Here is a 16531-nt window from a genome sequence, read left to right on the forward strand (position 1 = left end):
TACGAGAACCTCGTCATGGGGGACGGTTTAGCAGCTTATGTGGTTAAAACTGGTATTGCACACCAAGGTTAACCGTGGTGCCTAAGCCTTTAACATTGTAGCCACTGTAGGTATATGCCTGAGATTTAGCTGGGTAGTAATCTTGATTAAACAAGTTCTCAATACCGATGAATGCTTGCCAATCTCGATTCAATTGATATTGGCCACTAAAGTTAACTAAGTGGTAGCTATTGATCGGGCCTTTATCACCGACATGCTCACCTGCAACCGTATCAAAGCGTTTGCGGTTACCGACATATAAGTAGGTTAACGACATGCTTGATAGCTCATTTGGTGACCAATTGATGTTGATGCTGCCTTTAGGGGCGCTAATTTGTTTTGCGCCTAAGTAAATGTCATTTTTAGTGTCCTTGCCTTCAACCCAAGCATAGGTAGCGGTAATATCAAAGTTGTCAGCCAATTGATAATGAGCCAGTGCTTCATAACCATATATTTCTTGAGGTGCGCGAACCGGCATATAAACGCCAGTAGCAGGATCGTATTTATTGGTGGTGCCTAATTCTGAGGTGCTTCGGTAAGCTGAAAATTCCATTCGAAGGTTATCAACTACGGAAGTAAAACCAATTTCATAGTTATCAATAATGGATGCTTGTGTTTGAATATCGGCGATGTCGCTGACGGTCGCGGTGCGAAGTAGTCTGCCAATGTCTGAAATATCTGAACCTTGTGAATAGTTTGCAAATGGCTGGAAGTATTCGGCGATGTTATAACGCACGCCTACATTATAGGTGGTTGCGCTATAGTTGAGGGTATCGCCTTTTACCGCCATTGGTATTGAGCAGATATCTACGCTTTTGCACAGCCTTAAGGTTTTATAATCTTGTACTGCTAAGTCAATATTTTCACGTCGAACCCCAGCTTTTACAATTAAGTCTTCCTGTATTAGCCATTTGCTTTGCAAAAAGCCGGCAACGTTTTCCATGTCCATTTCCGGCACCCATACCCGACCATCAACCATAGGCTGAGAAGTCACATCGTTTAGTGCGTCAATCCCGTAAATGATGGTTGCCTCTAGGTCATCCCACTCAAATAGGCTATTAAAGGTAGCTCGTAAGCCTTTTTTGTCAGACTTTATCACTGATTGACCACCATCGTAGCCCTGCTCTGGGTTGGCCAATACCGGAGAATAAAAGAAAGTGTTCTTCACTTTTTGCGCATAGGCATCAAGTACTAATTGGGTATTATCAAACAGCGCCTGATCGGTATATTTCAACATCACATTTTGATTATTCGGCCCTTGTGGTTCGCCAGGAGCATCGGTGCCAGCAGGTGCTTTAATGGCATAAGTTTTTTCACCACTATTAACACTACCAACAACGTCAACAAGATTACTGTCTTGCTCTGACTGGTAGTGGTTAATGACCAATTGCATCGAAATATCATCATTAAATTGATAACCAAATTTGGTAAAATAATTGTGCATTACCGCGTCAGATAAGCCATATTTTAAGCCGATAACATCGCCTTCGGCGTCCTTTTGTAGGCCATTTTCTTCGAAACTTGCACTGGCAACATAGCTGAAATTATTGAGCTGACCGTTGATCATCCCTTCAATACGCTGACCTGTACTGTCTTCAAATTTTGCGGTGCTAAAGCGGCTGGAAAGACTCACTTGACCATTAAATTTGCTGTCTGCATGGGCTTTTTTTGTAATGTAGTTAATAATGCCGCCAGCTGCGCCATTACCATAAATCGAGGTCGCCCCTTTAATAACTTCAATACGCTCGATGGAGTTTGGGTCAATGGTTCTGATACCAAGCGCGCCATTACGTAATGGTGTCGATTGTGGAACGCCATCAATCATGACCAATGGAGAACGTCCTCTTAAGGTTTGGCTGGAGTTGCTTGACGTGCCAGTACTTGGCGCTAATCCCGGTACTAAGGTTGCCAGTATTGTTTGTAACTCAGGTGATACTTTTAATTGCTTTTCAATTTGTTGACGATTGATGATGGTAATTGTCGCGGGCACTTCGTCAATGCTTTCGACAATGCGACTGCCAGTCACCACAATACGTTCAATATCTTTGCTATCAGCCATTGAATTTTCTGTCAGTGTTTGTCCCTGTGCATGCCATGCAGTGAGTAGGGCAAGTAAAGTTATTCGAGTTTTCATGAGGTGTTTTTTGCCTAAAAGTCAGTGAGAAATAATTTGATGCGGATCTTAATGCAAATTATTATCATTAGCAATAAGTTTGAGGTAGAAAAATATGAAATTTTTAACCGATTGAAAAATGATGATTTGATCGCGGTCAGTGAAAAGCACGCCCTAGTTGTTACAAGTATTTTAGGTGTGATGGCGGAGATGATGTATGAAATAGGTTAGTTTGAAAAGGCACTCAATTATCGTGAGTGCCTCAGCAAAAAGGTCAGCCGTTAATGAGTTATTTACGGCTGAGGTGTTGCCACTAGTTAATGGTATTAAAGTGAATGGCACTAGGGTATTGCTTGTTGTGATAGATTTTATGCGTTGCTTTGACATAATCGTCTTGTGTCGCATGAAAAATATTATCAACGTATTTTTGTGGGTTAATATCAATAAACGGGAACATACTGCTTTGAATTTGGATTTGTAACTTATGGCCACGTTTTATGGTATGTAACACATCATAAAGTTCAAAATTGACTTTAGTTGCTTTATTGGGGGTAAAAGCTTTTGGTTCGCTAAAGCTATCACGGAAGCGACCACGAATTACTCCCCAGCGCACTAATTCATGGCGGTTACCGGTTTCTTGATCCACCTTGTCGTTATTGACGTCTTTACCCGGGAAGACATCTACTAGTTTAACAACGATGTCAGCCGCACTTTGTGTGGTTGAAAACCACAGGTCAAGATCGATGGCGCCAGCGATGGTCATATCATCTTTCATGATGTCGGTTTCAAACACTAGTACATCAGGTCGACGAGCGGCAAAGCGCTGATCTTCAACCATATAAGGTCTGTCCCATCCTCTACTGATATTGGCTGAATGCGGTACTGGCTTGTTAGGGTCACTAATGAAATCACTGGCACCTTTGTTGTTTGCTGTGGTTTTAAGTGATTCACTTTCGGCTAAAAACAAGGTGTGTTTACTTGATTTTTTTGGTGGCCAAACATCAAAATGACGCCAGCGATTACTACCTGTTTCAAACATAGTCGCTGTGGCTAAGTTAGCTTCACCTTCGCCTTTTAAATGCTGTTTAAAAAAGGGTAGCAGTACTTCTTTTTGGAAATATTGACTGGTGTTAAAGCCGAAATCTGCCTCGCCTAACTTTTCACCTTTACCACTATTCCATTGTCCATGATACCAAGGGCCCATGATCATTTTAATATGATCTTGTTTATTGCCATTTGACATTGCTTGGTAGGTCGCAAGTGGGCCATATAAGTCTTCAGTGTCATACCAGCCACCAACAACTAAGGTAGCAGGTTTGGTTTTTTTCAAATGAGGTAAGACATTACGTGCCTGCCAATAATCGTCATAATTTGGATGCTCAGTTAATTCATTCCAAAAAGGGCGGGTACCGTTAAAGTAGTTTTTATTGACGTTAGATAATGGCCCCAGTTCACGGAAAAATTGATAACCGTCAGGTGTTATTGCGTCCATACGTTTTGGCCAATGGGCATGTACATCTTCTCGTACTTTGTCAAAAGAGTCGAAAAAGATAAACGCCATCGGTAATACAAAAGCTCCGTTGCGATGAAAATCATCAAAGAACCAGTCAGCAATCGGTGCTTGCGGTGAAATCGCTTTCAATGCGGGGTGACTGTTGATAGAGGCTACCGATGTGTAATAACCCGGATAGGAAGTACCCCACATACCCACTTTGCCATTATGGTTGTCAATATTCTTAACAAGCCAATCGATGGTGTCATAAGTGTCAGTCGCATCATCAGTGGCTTGTTTGCCTTTTGTGTATGCATCTTGCGGGCGCATATTAACATATTGCCCTTCAGACATGAATTTGCCACGTACATCTTGGAACACAAAAATAAAGCCTTCTTTTTCAAAGCTTGCACTTGGCCCTAAGCGTGTTTTGTATTTATTGCTACCGTAGGGGGCTACTCGATAAGGCGTTCGTTGCATCATTATCGGGTATTTTTTCGATCTATCGTTTGGTAGGTAAACAGAGGTAAATAGTTTGATGCCATCACGCATGGTAATTTTATGTTCAAACTTGGTGTAATTAGCACGAATATATTCAGCTCGCTCATCCACTTTTTTATCTTTTGCAATGCTCAGCGTACTGACGCAAAGTAAAAAGATAAAGGTGATCGAGCGGCTTAACCATACTTTTTGCATTGGTCACTCCTTGGATAAAATATTGTTAGTATTATTATTTTGCTAATTGATATTATTCGATTTTTTATTAATCACCAAATGCATAGAACGCTTTTTTATGGGCTTTCACCGAATTACTTTACATTCATTTCTGTACTTTTAGAGTAATGATCTATAAGCATGAAGTACTAACTTAGCGGGGCTTTCTATTGACAATAAACAAAGCGATGCCGCCAAGTACCGCTACTGAGGCTAAGGTAAACCTGAGTGTGATGGCCTCATTTAACCAAAATATACCAGCAAATGCGGCGATAATCGGCACGCTGAGTTGAACCGTTGCCGCTGTGGTTGCCGCTAATGCAGGTAATACAGCATACCAGAGCGCATAACCTGCGCCAGAAGCGAGAGCACCAGAGGCAACCGCATAGCTAATACCAATAGAACTGGTGTGTTTAACGTTGTCGAGTATCAAAAATAATATAACTGTCAGAGGGATCGCCCGAATAAAATTACCTGCAGTAGCTAAGGTAGCATGCTGACTACCTCTGCCAAGTAAGGAATAGACGCCCCAAGCACAACCGGCAATAACCATTAAGCTAGCATCTAGCAATGGTGGAGCAGTGACTCCGGGCAATAATAATGCAATTAATCCCAGCGCTGCGATGATAACACCGATAGTTTGACGAAGACGCAAGCGCTCCCCTTGCCATAAGCCATAAATAATCATGGTTGCTTGCACAGCACCAAATAATAACAAGGCACCTGTTCCTGCACCTAAATTAAGATATGCAAAGGAAAACCCCGCCGCATAAATCAGCAAAGCTAAGGCTGATAACCAGTTCCCGCCAAGTGAGTGTGAGCGGTATTTGCATAACCAAAATAAGCCAAGCATGATAGCGCCTGAGATAATACGAACCAAGGTGAAACTTGCCGCGTCAATATGCCCTGATGCTAAAGCTTCGCGACATAACAATGAATTTGCGGCAAACGCTATCATCGCTAACGTGGTGGTTATTCCTATTTTAAGGGATGATGTCATGCTTTTACTCTGATTGGTCGATACAAACTGGCAATGCCAAGTTAATACCAATAATAGGCTTATCCGTCCGATAGGCTAGTCTTATTCTAGCATTCGCTTTTGTAATATTACATAAAAGCGAGGTTTACTAGACACTTAAATTGCAAGAGGCTATGCTCAATAAAAAGTCATAATGGCATAATTAAGTAATGGTAACTTATAGAATTAATAAAAGAATAATAGCAGTGTTTATATTCTACATCGTTAGTTTTGCCAGTACCGGACAAGGCTTAAAATTGCGTATTGTTGACCATAATCTGCAGCCGTTATCGGATGCTGTTATTGAAATACTTTCATCACAAGCAAGCCAGTTACCATCGCCAAAAAACGGTATCTATGTCATGGATCAAGTGAACAAAACTTTTCTCCCTAATGTCTTGCTTGTCCCCAAAAATAGCGCTGTTAGCTTTCCTAATAGTGATAATATTCGCCATCACGTTTATTCTTTTTCCAAACCTAAAGTTTTCGAGCTAAAACTATATGCGGGAAAGCCAAAAAGTCCGATAAGCTTTGATCAATCAGGTGTGGTGGTACTAGGGTGCAATATACATGATGAGATGGTTGGCTATATTTATGTTTCTGAGTTTGGCAACGCGTATAAATCGGATGTTCAGGGGTTAATTAGTCTAGATGAATCGTGGGATGATTTGACTAAATTAACCCTATGGCATCCATATCAAAAAGCTGGTGTTGGACAAGTTATTACAATTACCAAAGAGCAAATTCAACGAATAGATGGCGAGCTTGGTGTCGTGATAGAAACAATACCACCAGCACCACGAGATAGCTTTGAAGATGTTTTCTCAAATGTTCACTAAATATAGTTTTAAAGCACAAATAACTTGGTTATCAACCAGTTTGATCTTAGTAACGGTTGCTTTATTGACCGCAAGTTTTGGCTTTAAAGTAGCAAGATATATTGATAATCAAATAGAAAATCAAATGTATTTTGCCGAAAATGTCATTCGACAAAATTTATCTTCTCAGGAGAAAGTGCTTATTACGGCCGCTCGAGTATTAGCAGCTGACTTTGGTTTTAAGCAAGCAGTAGCTACCAGAGATAAAAACACTATTAATAGCGTTTTAAATAACCACGGTAAACGGATCAATGCCGATTTAATGGTGTTGCTTGATACTGAAGGGAGGGTTATCACTTCCGGTAGTTTTCAATCTTTCTCAGATAAAGTACTAGAGCAAAATATTAATTTGTTGCCTTTAAAAGGTGTACATGGGCAGGTAGTTAATATTCAAAATAAGGTATTTCAAATTATTGTTGTTCCTGTCAAGGCTCCGAGACTCATTGCTTATTCAATCATTGGTTTTGAATTTGATCATCAGGCTTTATTGGAACTAAAAGAGCTTGCCTCGGTTGATGTTACTTTTGTCAAAAATAAACAAATTATAAGTTCTACCTTTACTGAACCAACCACTGTTGAGGGGCTATTAACCAGTAAACAAGCTCGAACGGAAAAACTACTATTCACCTCTGTTGACTTCTTTCATAAACAAGTAGCGCTGGGGGATTCCTTTAAAGTATCAGCGATACTGTCAGCTTCATTAGTGGCAATTCACAATGATTTTATACAATTAATTTCATCTATTTTGATTATTTCTATATTAGTCATAGTGATTGCTGTTGCACTTTCAAAGCTATTACATCGAGGAGTGACTATACCTTTAAATCTATTGAGTAATCTTACTAAAAAAATTAGTGCCGGTAATTTATCTGTACCTAAACTTAAAGACGAGATGCCGACTGAATTTTTTGAGCTTTACCAAGGCTTTAGTGTTATGGGTACTGCAATAGAACATCGAGAACAAGAAATTAAGTATCAGGCAGAACGAGACTTATTAACTGGCTTATATAATCGTCATACCATGCACCGCGTGATAGCAGATTATCTTGAAAAGCACATTGAGTTAGTGCTTATCACTTTTAATATCAAAGGCTTTAAAGTGTTAAATGACACGATTGGTGTAGCAAATGGTGATGCTATCTTAAAAGAAATTGCACGCCGTACTACTAGGTATATAGATAGTATAACGGTGACACCACCTCTAGAGGTGATTGCTGCTAGGGTAAATTCTGATGAATTTATGATTGCCATTCCAATCACGCAAAGTGATGAAATTGAAAATTACATCGAGTTATTACAAGACGAGCTTGATAGACAGTTTTGGCTCGATGATATTCGATTAAATTTATCGTTATATTTTGGTGTGGCAAACTCTATCGAGCATAGTGCAGATGGTGAAAGATTAATGAGGCGCGCAACCATGGCTGCAGTCTCAGCATTCAAAGAGCAAAAAGTATTACGCTTTTATCAACAAGGTGAAGATGAACAATACCTGTATAAATTAAAACTAATCGAAGAGTTAAAAGCAGCACTTGAGAGTGAACAAAGTCCTATGTTTATGAACTATCAGCCGAAATTGAATTTACAGACGGGCAAAGTTGATAAACTAGAAGCATTAATACGTTGGGTTAATAAAGATGGGGAATTTGTAAATCCTGAGTTGTTTGTTAGCTTGGCTGAAAATGCCGGGTTAATTGTGCCTTTGACGCGTTGGGTTATCGCACAAGTTCTCAAACAAATAGCGCAATGGCAAGAACAAGGATATTTCTTCAATGTGTCTATTAACTTGTCAGCTCAAGATATACAACATGAAGGATTTATTGAATACCTGATTGAGCAAATCAGTCGCTTTAACGTTAATAGTGAACAAGTCACACTGGAGTTAACCGAGCGTGATTTAGCCGATAATGAAGAATTGGTTGCCGCTCGTTTAACCCATTTAAAATCCATCGGTTTTAAGGTTTCAGTTGATGATTATGGCATTGGGCAATCATCACTAGCAAAATTAAAAAACTTACCAGTGGATGAGCTAAAAATTGATAAATGTTTTATTTTGACATTAGATCAATGCGAACAAGATCAAGACATTGTTGCTTCAACTATTTCATTGGGTCATAAGCTTGGCTTAAATGTGGTCGCGGAAGGAGTGGAAAACTTAGCGAGTTTAGATTTACTTCGCCAATTTAACTGTGATTATGCTCAAGGCTATTATTTATCTAAACCGATCACAGCAGAGCAACTTGTAATATGGTATCAAGAATATGATTCGCCAGTTTAGCTTACTATTTTTTATTATCTCATCCACGTGCTTGGCTGGAGGAAAAATTCTAGCAACCCCTGGCGTTTCTCAAGTAGAAGGTGCTGGCGGAGGTGGGCTGGTGCCTTGGGCACAACTTGCGGGTTATGCAACTGAAAATACTATAGCAGCTTCTGCATTTTGTACTCAAGCGACAGTGAAGGACTTTCAGCTTGACAGTTGTGGTGCTCAATTGAATTTCTATGATCGCCTTGAGTTATCTTTTGCCCAGCAAAATTTTGATGTTAATCCGCTCAGTCTTTCTCTTTCTCAGCAAATTATTGGAGTTAAATATAGGTTGTATGGTGATGTTGTTTATAGTCACTGGCCGCAATTGTCGTTAGGGATACAACACAAAACCTTGGACACCCCCGACATTGCCTTCGCCCTTGGTGCCCAACACGATTCCGGTACCGATATTTATATTGCAGCGAGTAGGTTACATTTAGGCTTAATTGCTGGTTACAACTTTTTATGGAATGCCACTATTCGTTATACCGAAGCAAATGAAATGGGATTACTGGGTTTCGGCGGTTCGAATGGTGGAGGTGGCTTTGAAGCAGAAATATCGGCAGCGGTGTTAATTAATAAACACTTTGCTATAGGTGCTGAATATCGACAAAAACCTGACAATTTAGGTCTTGGTGAGAGTGATTGGTCTGATATATTTATCGCTTGGTTTCCTAATAAAAATGCCAGCATTACTCTAGCATATGTCAATTTAGATGTGATTGCGGCTCTACCTAATCAAGATGGCTGGTATCTATCAGTTATGGGGTATTATTAATGAATAGGTGTAACGGTGTTATTTTTACTGTGTTGTTGGTGTTATTGTTGGCGGCATGCAGCACAAAAATTGATAGTAAGCATCAAGCGACATTGTATGAACAATTAGGTGCTCACCAAGGTATGGAACGCTTAGTGAATACTGTTATAAAAAAAATTGCCAAAGATGAACAAATTTTTCCCTATTTTGCAAAAGCTAGTGTGAGTCATTTTAAGCAAGGTTTTATGAGTCATTTATGTCAGACAACGGGGGGGCCTTGCCAATATACAGGTGATACTATGGTTGATATTCACACTGGGATGAATATTAATGAGGCAGATTTTAACCGTGTGGTGGAACTATTGATTGAAGCAATGGAAGAAATTGACATAACTTATCAAACACAAAATCGCGTATTGGCAAAATTAGCACCGTTAAGAGCCCAGATTATTAAGATATAGTCTGATGAAGAAAATTATATGTTGAGGATAGTGATCTCGGGTGTTTAGGTAACCGCATATGGTGTTTTTTGCATTGATAAAAGAGCAATTGAATTGAAATTATTATCGTATTATATAATCAGTGTTGTTTGTTTCTTGTTCACTTCTAGCGTATTTGGCGAGGTGGTCATTGGTGTGATTGGTAAAACGAAGAATGATAGTTTTTATCAACAATCATACAAAGGTTGTTTAGCATTTGCTAAGCAACATCAAGATATGCGTTGTATTTATGATGGACCGCAAGATTACCAAGATATTCGCTCTCAGGCTCAAGTGATTAATGCCATGGCGAAAAAAGGTATTGATGGTTTATTAATTTCAACCACTGACTCAGGGTTTATCGTCAGCAGTGCTTTGGCAAAGCTACAGCAAGATAATATCCCGGTAATTACCTTTGACTCTGATTTACTGCCTGAACATCAGCAATATCGTTTAGCGTATGTTGGTACTAATAATTATGATTATGGTATTGCCTTAGGTGAATATATTAAACAGTTTGCTGACGATGAAACGAATATGTTGTGTTTACAATCCGGGCATCAAACCACGCCGAATTTAAATCAGCGTATCGCTGGGATTCGCTTTGCTCTTTCTGGACAAAGCACTAAACGTTTAACCGGACAAAAGGGTTGGAGTGAGTATGTACGTTGCCCATTATACAGTTTAGGTAAACGTGCTAAAGCCCTAACGCAACTTGAAGCCGTGGTGACATTGGCAGAACCGCCCATTTTTCTCGCAGTGGCGGGGTTTGCGCAGTTTAATCCTGATTATATTAAGCGAATGACGCCATTTAAGTCGATGATTGACAAACAAGAGCTAATTATAGTGTCGGCGGATACTGAAGAAATACAGCTACAGGCGCTTAAGCGTGGTTTATCCGTGGCTAATATTGGCCAGCGCCCTTTTGAAATGGGGCATCTCGGCGCTGAGCTGTTATTTCGATATATTCAGTTTAAAGAACGGCCAGCTAAATTACATTACTATTTAGATTATCATTATTGTACGCAAGAAAATGTAGAGAAGTGCACCACTAATTTCTAATGGCGATTGATTAAAAGTGTAATTTATCATGAAATAATCGCGTTTTATTTCAGCTGATGCTAACGTTTACTAAAACAAGTATTTAGTTGTGATAAAGAGCATAATGTGAATATTCCAGACATTCCTAACCACCACGCCCTAGCCATGCTGGTGTTAACTGTAGTGGCTCTGTACTTTTTTCGCCGAGAAGATATTCCACTGGAAACCTCATCACTGTCGGTATTAGTGATTTTATGCTTGATCTTTACGGTATTTCCTTTTGAACATGACGGAAAACACTTAGAACCCTCGTCGTTGTTTTTTGGCTTTGGTCACGAGGCGTTAGTGACTGTGTGTGCATTAATGATCATTGGTCATGCTTTAGTACGTACCGGAGCGTTAGTGCCGGTCGGACGTAACTTAGCTAAGCTGTGGAAAATTAGCCCTACGATTTCGTTACTGTTCACCTTGATTATTGCCGGTGCCCTGAGTGCATTTGTCAATAATACCCCTATTGTGGTGTTGTTGTTGCCAATTCTCACCAGCGTCGCCTTGCGTACTCATTCAGATACTTCTTCGATGTTACTCCCCATGGGATTAGCAACACTAGTGGGCGGTATGACCACAACCATAGGAACCTCTACCAACTTATTAGTGGTCAGTGTAGCGAGCGATATGGGGCTGCCGCGTATTAATATGTTTGATTTTAGTCTGCCTGCATTAATTGCTGGGGCGATTGCGATTGTTTACCTCTGGCTGATTGCGCCAAAATTATTGCCCGCGCGTGAAGCTTCTTTACCTGATACCTCACTGCGCTTGTTTAGCGCGTACTTGAATATTAATGAAGACAGTGTGGCTAACGGTAAAACCGTGGCAGAAATTTTTAAGTTAACCGATGATCAAATGACGATAGAGTCTATTCAGCGAAGTCCCGATTATCGCAATATCATGCCGTTTCCTGATACGGTGTTAAAAGAGGGGGATCGCTTACATGTGAAAGATACCCCAGATCAACTCAAAGAATTTGAATCTGTTTTACAAGCAACGTTATTTTCAGGGGCGCATCGTGTCGATGACGAACATCCGTTAAAGGCAGAAAAGCAGAAATTAGCCGAAATTGTGGTGATCCAGTCGTCTGAATTAGTGGGACGTACCCTCAAAGACGTTCAATTTGCCAGACGTTATGGCATTTCGGTATTGGCGTTACACCGCGATGGTAAAGCGATGGAAATTGGCCGACGAAGTATTGGCAATATTGTTATCCAAACGGGTGATGTTCTGTTAGTGCAAGGGGATGGTCGACAAGTTGCTGAGCTTAGAGAAGCGCAAGGCTTTTTGATTATTGATGGCGCTTCTGATTTACCCCATTCAAAAAAAGCACCCGTGGCATTAACGGTATTATTTTTAGTGGTTGCCGTTGCCGCCTTCGGTATTTTACCTATCGCGATAAGCTCCATGTGCGGCATTTTAGTATTACTGGCCACTAAGTGTTTAGATTGGGGCGAAGTGTCTGCGGCACTCAGTAGTCAGGTGGTGTTAATTGTAGTTGCTTCACTGGCGCTAGGTTCGGCTATGATGCAAACAGGGGGAGCTGAGTATATTGCGCAATTGTTTGTTGCTCTAGCGTTTGATTTACCGCCTGGTGGCATAATATCTGCGTTAATGCTAATGCTTGCGGTGTTAACTAATGTGGTGTCAAATAATGCGGCTGCGGTTATCGGTACCCCGATTGCGGTTTCGGTGGCAACACAGTTGAACTTGCCAGTTGAGCCTTTTATTTTAGCGGTATTATTTGGTGCTAATTTAAGTTATGCCACTCCTATGGCATATAAGACGAATATATTAGTGATGAATGCCGGAGGATATCAATTTTCAGACTTCATCCGTGTAGGAGTCCCCCTTATTATTTTAATGTGGATATCGTTATCTTTTCTGTTGAGTTGGTTTTATCTATAAAACAGATATCGTGCGAAAGGGTATTCACGGTTGGGTTTTATTGACCTTTAAAATACACGTTATTAAAATGGGGTTTTATTGATCAATGCTTTTCTTATGCTCCTTCGATTTATTTATCTGTTTATTGGCTTATGGTTGCCACTTCTTGCACATGCTTTTGACTTAAACGAGTTTAGTGAATCGTTTACCCGCCATGTTGCGAAAGAACTTGATAAGCATAGTGTACCAGGCGGGGCGTATGCCATCGTCAAGGACAATGAAGTCGTTGCGCTAAATACCTTTGGCTATACCGATAAGAATAAGTCGCAAGCGATTAATGAACATACCATATTTCGGTTAGCTTCAGTGTCAAAACCTTTTGCTGCCACGTTGACGACTATGCTTGCACAAGAGCACCGTCTGAGTTTATCGGATCCCATTACTAAGTATGTGCCTGAGTTTTCACTGGCTAAATCAGGCGCAGCTGAGAAAATTCAGCTACATCACCTATTAAGCCATTCCAGCGGTTTGATGCCCAATGCATATGACAATTTACTGCATGAGAATTGGAGCATGGAAAAAATCATTTCACGCTTTAAACGTATTAAGCCTATTTGTCAGCCAATGCGATGTTACGGTTATCAAAATATTGCTTACGGTTTTTTACAGCCGGCAATTGAGGCAAGCCAAAGCAAAAGTTATGAAGCGTTACTTGATGAACGCATATTCACACCGTTGAAGATGGAAGATGCCTCAACCGGTATCGAAGTGTTTTTAACTGAGAATAATACCGCTAAGCCACATATTTTAATCAATCGAATTAATACCGGTAGAAAAGACCAACAAGGTAATACTATTAAACAGTATGTATGGCGTACCGTGGATGTTGAGCCGGATTATTATAAAGTAGCGCCAGCGGCAGGTGTGAATGCCAGTATTAATGATATGGCAAAGTGGTTAATTGCCAATTTAGGTTATCAACCTGAGGTATTAACACCACAGTTAATTGAACAGCTAACCACGCCTAGAATTAAAACGCGGAAAGAGTTAAGGCGAAAATACTGGCGAGAATATTTAGATGATGCCCACTATGGCTATGGTTGGCGTATTTATCAGGTAAATGATCACACCATTATTTATCATTCTGGTTGGGTGGCAGGCTTTCGTGCTGATATTGGCTATGCACCAGAGTTAGGCATTGGTTTTGCTATGCTGATTAATGCAGAATCAAATGTCATCAACAAATTATCAAGTCAATTTTGGTCACAAGTGCACCAGCTAAGCAGTAAAACTTAAGCGCCGAATACGGGGGGTATTATTGAGTGATAAGCAGTTTTTCAATGGTGACAATAATGTTGATAGAAAACAGCTTAACTAACTTTAATGAGGTTGGTGTTAGTTCTCCAAGCCCCTTAACAACAAAAGTACTTTCAGTACCTCTGGCAGAACGATAGTAATGACAATAATAAGGTGGCTTAATTAAGTGATCTTTTTGTTGAAAACACTGTTGGGCAAGTTTGGCGATCGGCTCTTCCGACTTATTGTTATCTGCTTCTACAAAAGATGCACAAGACTCGCCGATAGAAATGTTCCAACAATGTTCGTCAGTTTGTACTAAAGAAAAAGCCTCGGTTTCTTTAACCAGAAAATGGGTGTTTTCAGCATTTAGCACTGACTTGATTTGCTCTAGTACCGCATTGGATAACTCCATAATATTATCAATTTGGGTAATATCAGCAATGGAGTGGATCAGGGCTTCTAACCCTCGTTGGTAACTTTGAATACGCACTAAATCTCGATATGAACGCAACGTAAGATAAACGGTATGATTTAAAGTGTTAGCGGTAATTTGAGTCTTGGTCTTATAGCCGTCAATGTCGTATTGTTTAATGACTTCGTCTTCTGGAGCGGTGCCTGGCTGACCTGTGCGTAAGATTATGCGGGTGTAATGATTATGTAAAGTCTCTCTGACATATTTGACCACGTCAAGTCCCGCACTGTCTGACTCCATGACAACATCAAGAAATACCATGGCGATATCATGATGATTGGCAAAGTAGTCTTTGGCTTCCTGACCGCTGTATAGGTTTACAAACTCCAGCTGGCGTTGTTCAAATTCAAAGCTTCTTAAAGTCATCTGAGTGACTTTATGTACCTCTTCATCGTCATCGACAATGACTATTTTCCATGGTGTTAAGTAGTGTTTTTTTTCTTCAGGGGCTTCGTCTGCTAACCAATCCACAACGACTCTCTTTATACTCTTTTATAAGCTCTGATTAAACGCCAAAATCGCGCTACCCATTCTCCTATCATAGAGCTTAGGTTTATTTTGTACAGCAGTTATTTTGCTAAGTGCTGATATCAGGATCGAACAGCCCCTGCTAGGGGTAAATTGCTTGAATTGGCCAGGTTTGATACACGCCGTCGCTGGTGACGGTTGCAAGCGTGTTATGATTAATAAATTCAATGGCGATCACTGAAGCTCGAATACTATCTGCTGGTTTAAACGCTTGCCATTGGCCGAGTAGTTCCCCTGTTTTCGTTTGCCATAATTGGATCTTTTGTTTGGGAGAGGCGCTGGCTAACCACTTTTTGCTGTCAGAAAACTGTGCATCATTAAATTCAATAAACTTGATATTGTTTTTTAATTCAGCAAAAGGCGCCCCTATTTTCAGTAACCAAAAAGATCTATCTCGAATGGCATCTAAGGTAAAACCTAAGCTAGCATCGTCACTCATGGTGACATGATTGACGCGTGTTTGATGTTCAAAACGGTGAATTGCTTTACCGGTATTAGTTTGCCATAACACGGCTGTTTTATCACTTGAGCCGGTGAAAGCTTTGTCGCCCTCATCTGATATAGCAACACTGTTTATATCTAATCGGTGAGGTTTGAAAGTGGCAATTTGATTATCCAGTACCGAAACAATACTTGCTTGGCCGCTTCGAAAGCCAAAAATTAATTTGCTCTCATTGGCTGACATTGCAATATCATTAATAATATTGTCACCGGCGCTCCATACCGTGACTAAACGCCCTGAGTGTAAATCGTATAAATGTACATTGACTCGGTTTGAGGTGTAAAAATATTTATTCGATGATGAAATTCCCAATAACTCGATCATTTGAGCATCAAGGCTGTTAAGGCAAGGATATTGTAGTTTGTTTTTGTTGTTATTCCACAAACACACTTGGGCATTATCACTGAGTAAAGTGAATCGGCCATTATCAGAGATATCTGCTGCTTTAAGCGAGACCTGACTGTAGTGTTGCTCTAGGGTTGCATTGGAGCTTTGTACCTGCGTATCTGAGCAGGCTATTAAAAAGGTAGATAACAGCAGGTAAGCAATTCTATTTGTCATATCCAGCGTTTTACCTTAGCGCAGTATTCGACATATTGTTGTTTAAATAATGCTTTTAGCATTTTTTCTTCGGGTTTTATTTGAAAATAGGTCATATAGACAATAAAAGCTACTACAAAAATTAATGATAGCGGGTTATGAAGAAAAAAAGCCCAGCCTGTTAACGTAAGTGCCATTCCTACGTACATAGGGTTTCGGGTGAGTCGGTAAATCCCTGTATTAACTAATACTGAACTCGTCTCAGGTTTGATCGGATTGACTGTTGTTTGCGCCCGTTTAAATGCCACTACACCTACTATAGTGAGTACTGCGCCTATTGTTACTAAAAGAATAAATATACTTAGGCTTAACAAATCATTCAAAGGAACTAACGGTAAGAAAGTGCTGCTAGCCCACAT

General features: G+C 40.2%; 14 protein-coding genes. 8 read left to right on the forward strand and 6 right to left on the reverse strand.

Translation table 11 applies throughout. The features are described from left to right. Positions 1 to 43 precede the first annotated feature (43 nt). Positions 44 to 2173 (reverse strand): TonB-dependent receptor, encoded by a 2130-nt coding sequence (locus IV514_RS15430; protein ID WP_206486201.1) that lies wholly within the window; start codon positions 2171 to 2173, stop codon positions 44 to 46. 51 nt (positions 2174 to 2224) lie between these two features. On the opposite strand from IV514_RS15430, the gene IV514_RS15435 reads away from it, so the two are divergent. After that, positions 2225 to 2383 carry a hypothetical protein gene (locus IV514_RS15435; protein ID WP_206486202.1) on the forward strand — a complete coding sequence of 53 codons (159 nt, stop codon included), beginning with the start codon at positions 2225 to 2227 and terminating at the stop codon, positions 2381 to 2383. A gap of 82 nt (positions 2384 to 2465) precedes the next feature. On the opposite strand, the gene IV514_RS15440 is transcribed toward IV514_RS15435, so the two are convergent. After that, positions 2466 to 4340: a CocE/NonD family hydrolase gene (locus IV514_RS15440; protein ID WP_206486203.1), complete on the reverse strand. Its 1875-nt coding sequence runs from the start codon at positions 4338 to 4340 to the stop codon at positions 2466 to 2468. 172 nt (positions 4341 to 4512) lie between these two features. Beyond that, positions 4513 to 5358, reverse strand: coding sequence for a DMT family transporter (locus tag IV514_RS15445; RefSeq protein WP_206486204.1), 846 nt, complete (start codon positions 5356 to 5358; stop codon positions 4513 to 4515). A 224-nt stretch (positions 5359 to 5582) separates the two neighbouring features. Between IV514_RS15445 and IV514_RS15450 the strand changes: the two genes are divergently transcribed. The 7 genes from IV514_RS15450 (at position 5583) to IV514_RS15480 (ending at position 14067) form a co-directional block, all read left to right on the forward strand. Continuing rightward, on the forward strand, positions 5583 to 6215 hold the full coding sequence (locus IV514_RS15450; protein WP_346776936.1) for a methylamine utilization protein: 633 nt from the start codon (positions 5583 to 5585) through the stop codon (positions 6213 to 6215). After that, positions 6193 to 8532: an EAL domain-containing protein gene (locus tag IV514_RS15455; RefSeq protein ID WP_241242424.1), complete on the forward strand. Its 2340-nt coding sequence runs from the start codon at positions 6193 to 6195 to the stop codon at positions 8530 to 8532. The genes IV514_RS15450 and IV514_RS15455 overlap by 23 nt, the downstream gene beginning before the upstream one ends. Next, a complete protein-coding gene (locus IV514_RS15460; protein ID WP_206486207.1) occupies positions 8516 to 9337 on the forward strand; it encodes a DUF3034 family protein in 822 nt (273 codons plus the stop codon). The genes IV514_RS15455 and IV514_RS15460 overlap by 17 nt, the downstream gene beginning before the upstream one ends. Then, positions 9337 to 9777 carry a group 1 truncated hemoglobin gene (locus IV514_RS15465; protein WP_206486208.1) on the forward strand — a complete coding sequence of 147 codons (441 nt, stop codon included), beginning with the start codon at positions 9337 to 9339 and terminating at the stop codon, positions 9775 to 9777. The genes IV514_RS15460 and IV514_RS15465 overlap by 1 nt, the downstream gene beginning before the upstream one ends. 93 nt (positions 9778 to 9870) lie before the next feature. After that, a complete protein-coding gene (locus IV514_RS15470) occupies positions 9871 to 10857 on the forward strand; it encodes a substrate-binding domain-containing protein (RefSeq protein WP_241242404.1) in 987 nt (328 codons plus the stop codon). 105 nt (positions 10858 to 10962) lie between these two features. After that, a complete protein-coding gene (locus tag IV514_RS15475; protein WP_206486209.1) occupies positions 10963 to 12792 on the forward strand; it encodes an SLC13 family permease in 1830 nt (609 codons plus the stop codon). 96 nt (positions 12793 to 12888) lie between these two features. Further along, a complete protein-coding gene (locus tag IV514_RS15480; RefSeq protein WP_206486210.1) occupies positions 12889 to 14067 on the forward strand; it encodes a serine hydrolase domain-containing protein in 1179 nt (392 codons plus the stop codon). 19 nt (positions 14068 to 14086) lie between these two features. On the opposite strand, the gene IV514_RS17725 is transcribed toward IV514_RS15480, so the two are convergent. The 3 genes from IV514_RS17725 to IV514_RS15495 form a co-directional block, all read right to left on the reverse strand. Continuing rightward, on the reverse strand, positions 14087 to 15013 hold the full coding sequence (locus tag IV514_RS17725; RefSeq protein WP_206486211.1) for a DUF3369 domain-containing protein: 927 nt from the start codon (positions 15011 to 15013) through the stop codon (positions 14087 to 14089). A gap of 139 nt (positions 15014 to 15152) precedes the next feature. After that, the gene (locus IV514_RS15490; RefSeq protein ID WP_206486212.1) at positions 15153 to 16133 is read right to left on the reverse strand and encodes a hypothetical protein; all 981 of its coding nucleotides are present in this window, start codon (positions 16131 to 16133) and stop codon (positions 15153 to 15155) included. After that, positions 16130 to 16531 (reverse strand): isoprenylcysteine carboxylmethyltransferase family protein, encoded by a 402-nt coding sequence (locus tag IV514_RS15495; RefSeq protein ID WP_241242405.1) that lies wholly within the window; start codon positions 16529 to 16531, stop codon positions 16130 to 16132. Before IV514_RS15495 ends, IV514_RS15490 begins: the two co-directional genes overlap by 4 nt.

The sequence above is a fragment of the Thalassotalea sp. G2M2-11 genome (genome assembly GCF_017168195.1).
In the GTDB taxonomy this organism is placed as follows: Bacteria; Pseudomonadota; Gammaproteobacteria; order Enterobacterales; family Alteromonadaceae; genus Thalassotalea_E.

Excerpts from the sequence above, each read along its gene's own strand:
- IV514_RS15430 (WP_206486201.1), bottom strand. The coding sequence starts at position 2,173 with ATGAAAACTCGAATAACTTTACTTGCCCTACTCACTGCATGGCATGCA.
- IV514_RS15435 (WP_206486202.1), top strand. The coding sequence starts at position 2,225 with ATGCAAATTATTATCATTAGCAATAAGTTTGAGGTAGAAAAATATGAA.
- IV514_RS15440 (WP_206486203.1), bottom strand. The coding sequence starts at position 4,340 with ATGCAAAAAGTATGGTTAAGCCGCTCGATCACCTTTATCTTTTTACTT.
- IV514_RS15445 (WP_206486204.1), bottom strand. The coding sequence starts at position 5,358 with ATGACATCATCCCTTAAAATAGGAATAACCACCACGTTAGCGATGATA.
- IV514_RS15455 (WP_241242424.1), top strand. The coding sequence starts at position 6,193 with ATGTTTTCTCAAATGTTCACTAAATATAGTTTTAAAGCACAAATAACT.
- IV514_RS15460 (WP_206486207.1), top strand. The coding sequence starts at position 8,516 with ATGATTCGCCAGTTTAGCTTACTATTTTTTATTATCTCATCCACGTGC.
- IV514_RS15465 (WP_206486208.1), top strand. The coding sequence starts at position 9,337 with ATGAATAGGTGTAACGGTGTTATTTTTACTGTGTTGTTGGTGTTATTG.
- IV514_RS15480 (WP_206486210.1), top strand. The coding sequence starts at position 12,889 with ATGCTCCTTCGATTTATTTATCTGTTTATTGGCTTATGGTTGCCACTT.
- IV514_RS15490 (WP_206486212.1), bottom strand. The coding sequence starts at position 16,133 with ATGACAAATAGAATTGCTTACCTGCTGTTATCTACCTTTTTAATAGCC.
- IV514_RS15495 (WP_241242405.1), bottom strand. The coding sequence starts at position 16,531 with ATGTGGGCTAGCAGCACTTTCTTACCGTTAGTTCCTTTGAATGATTTG.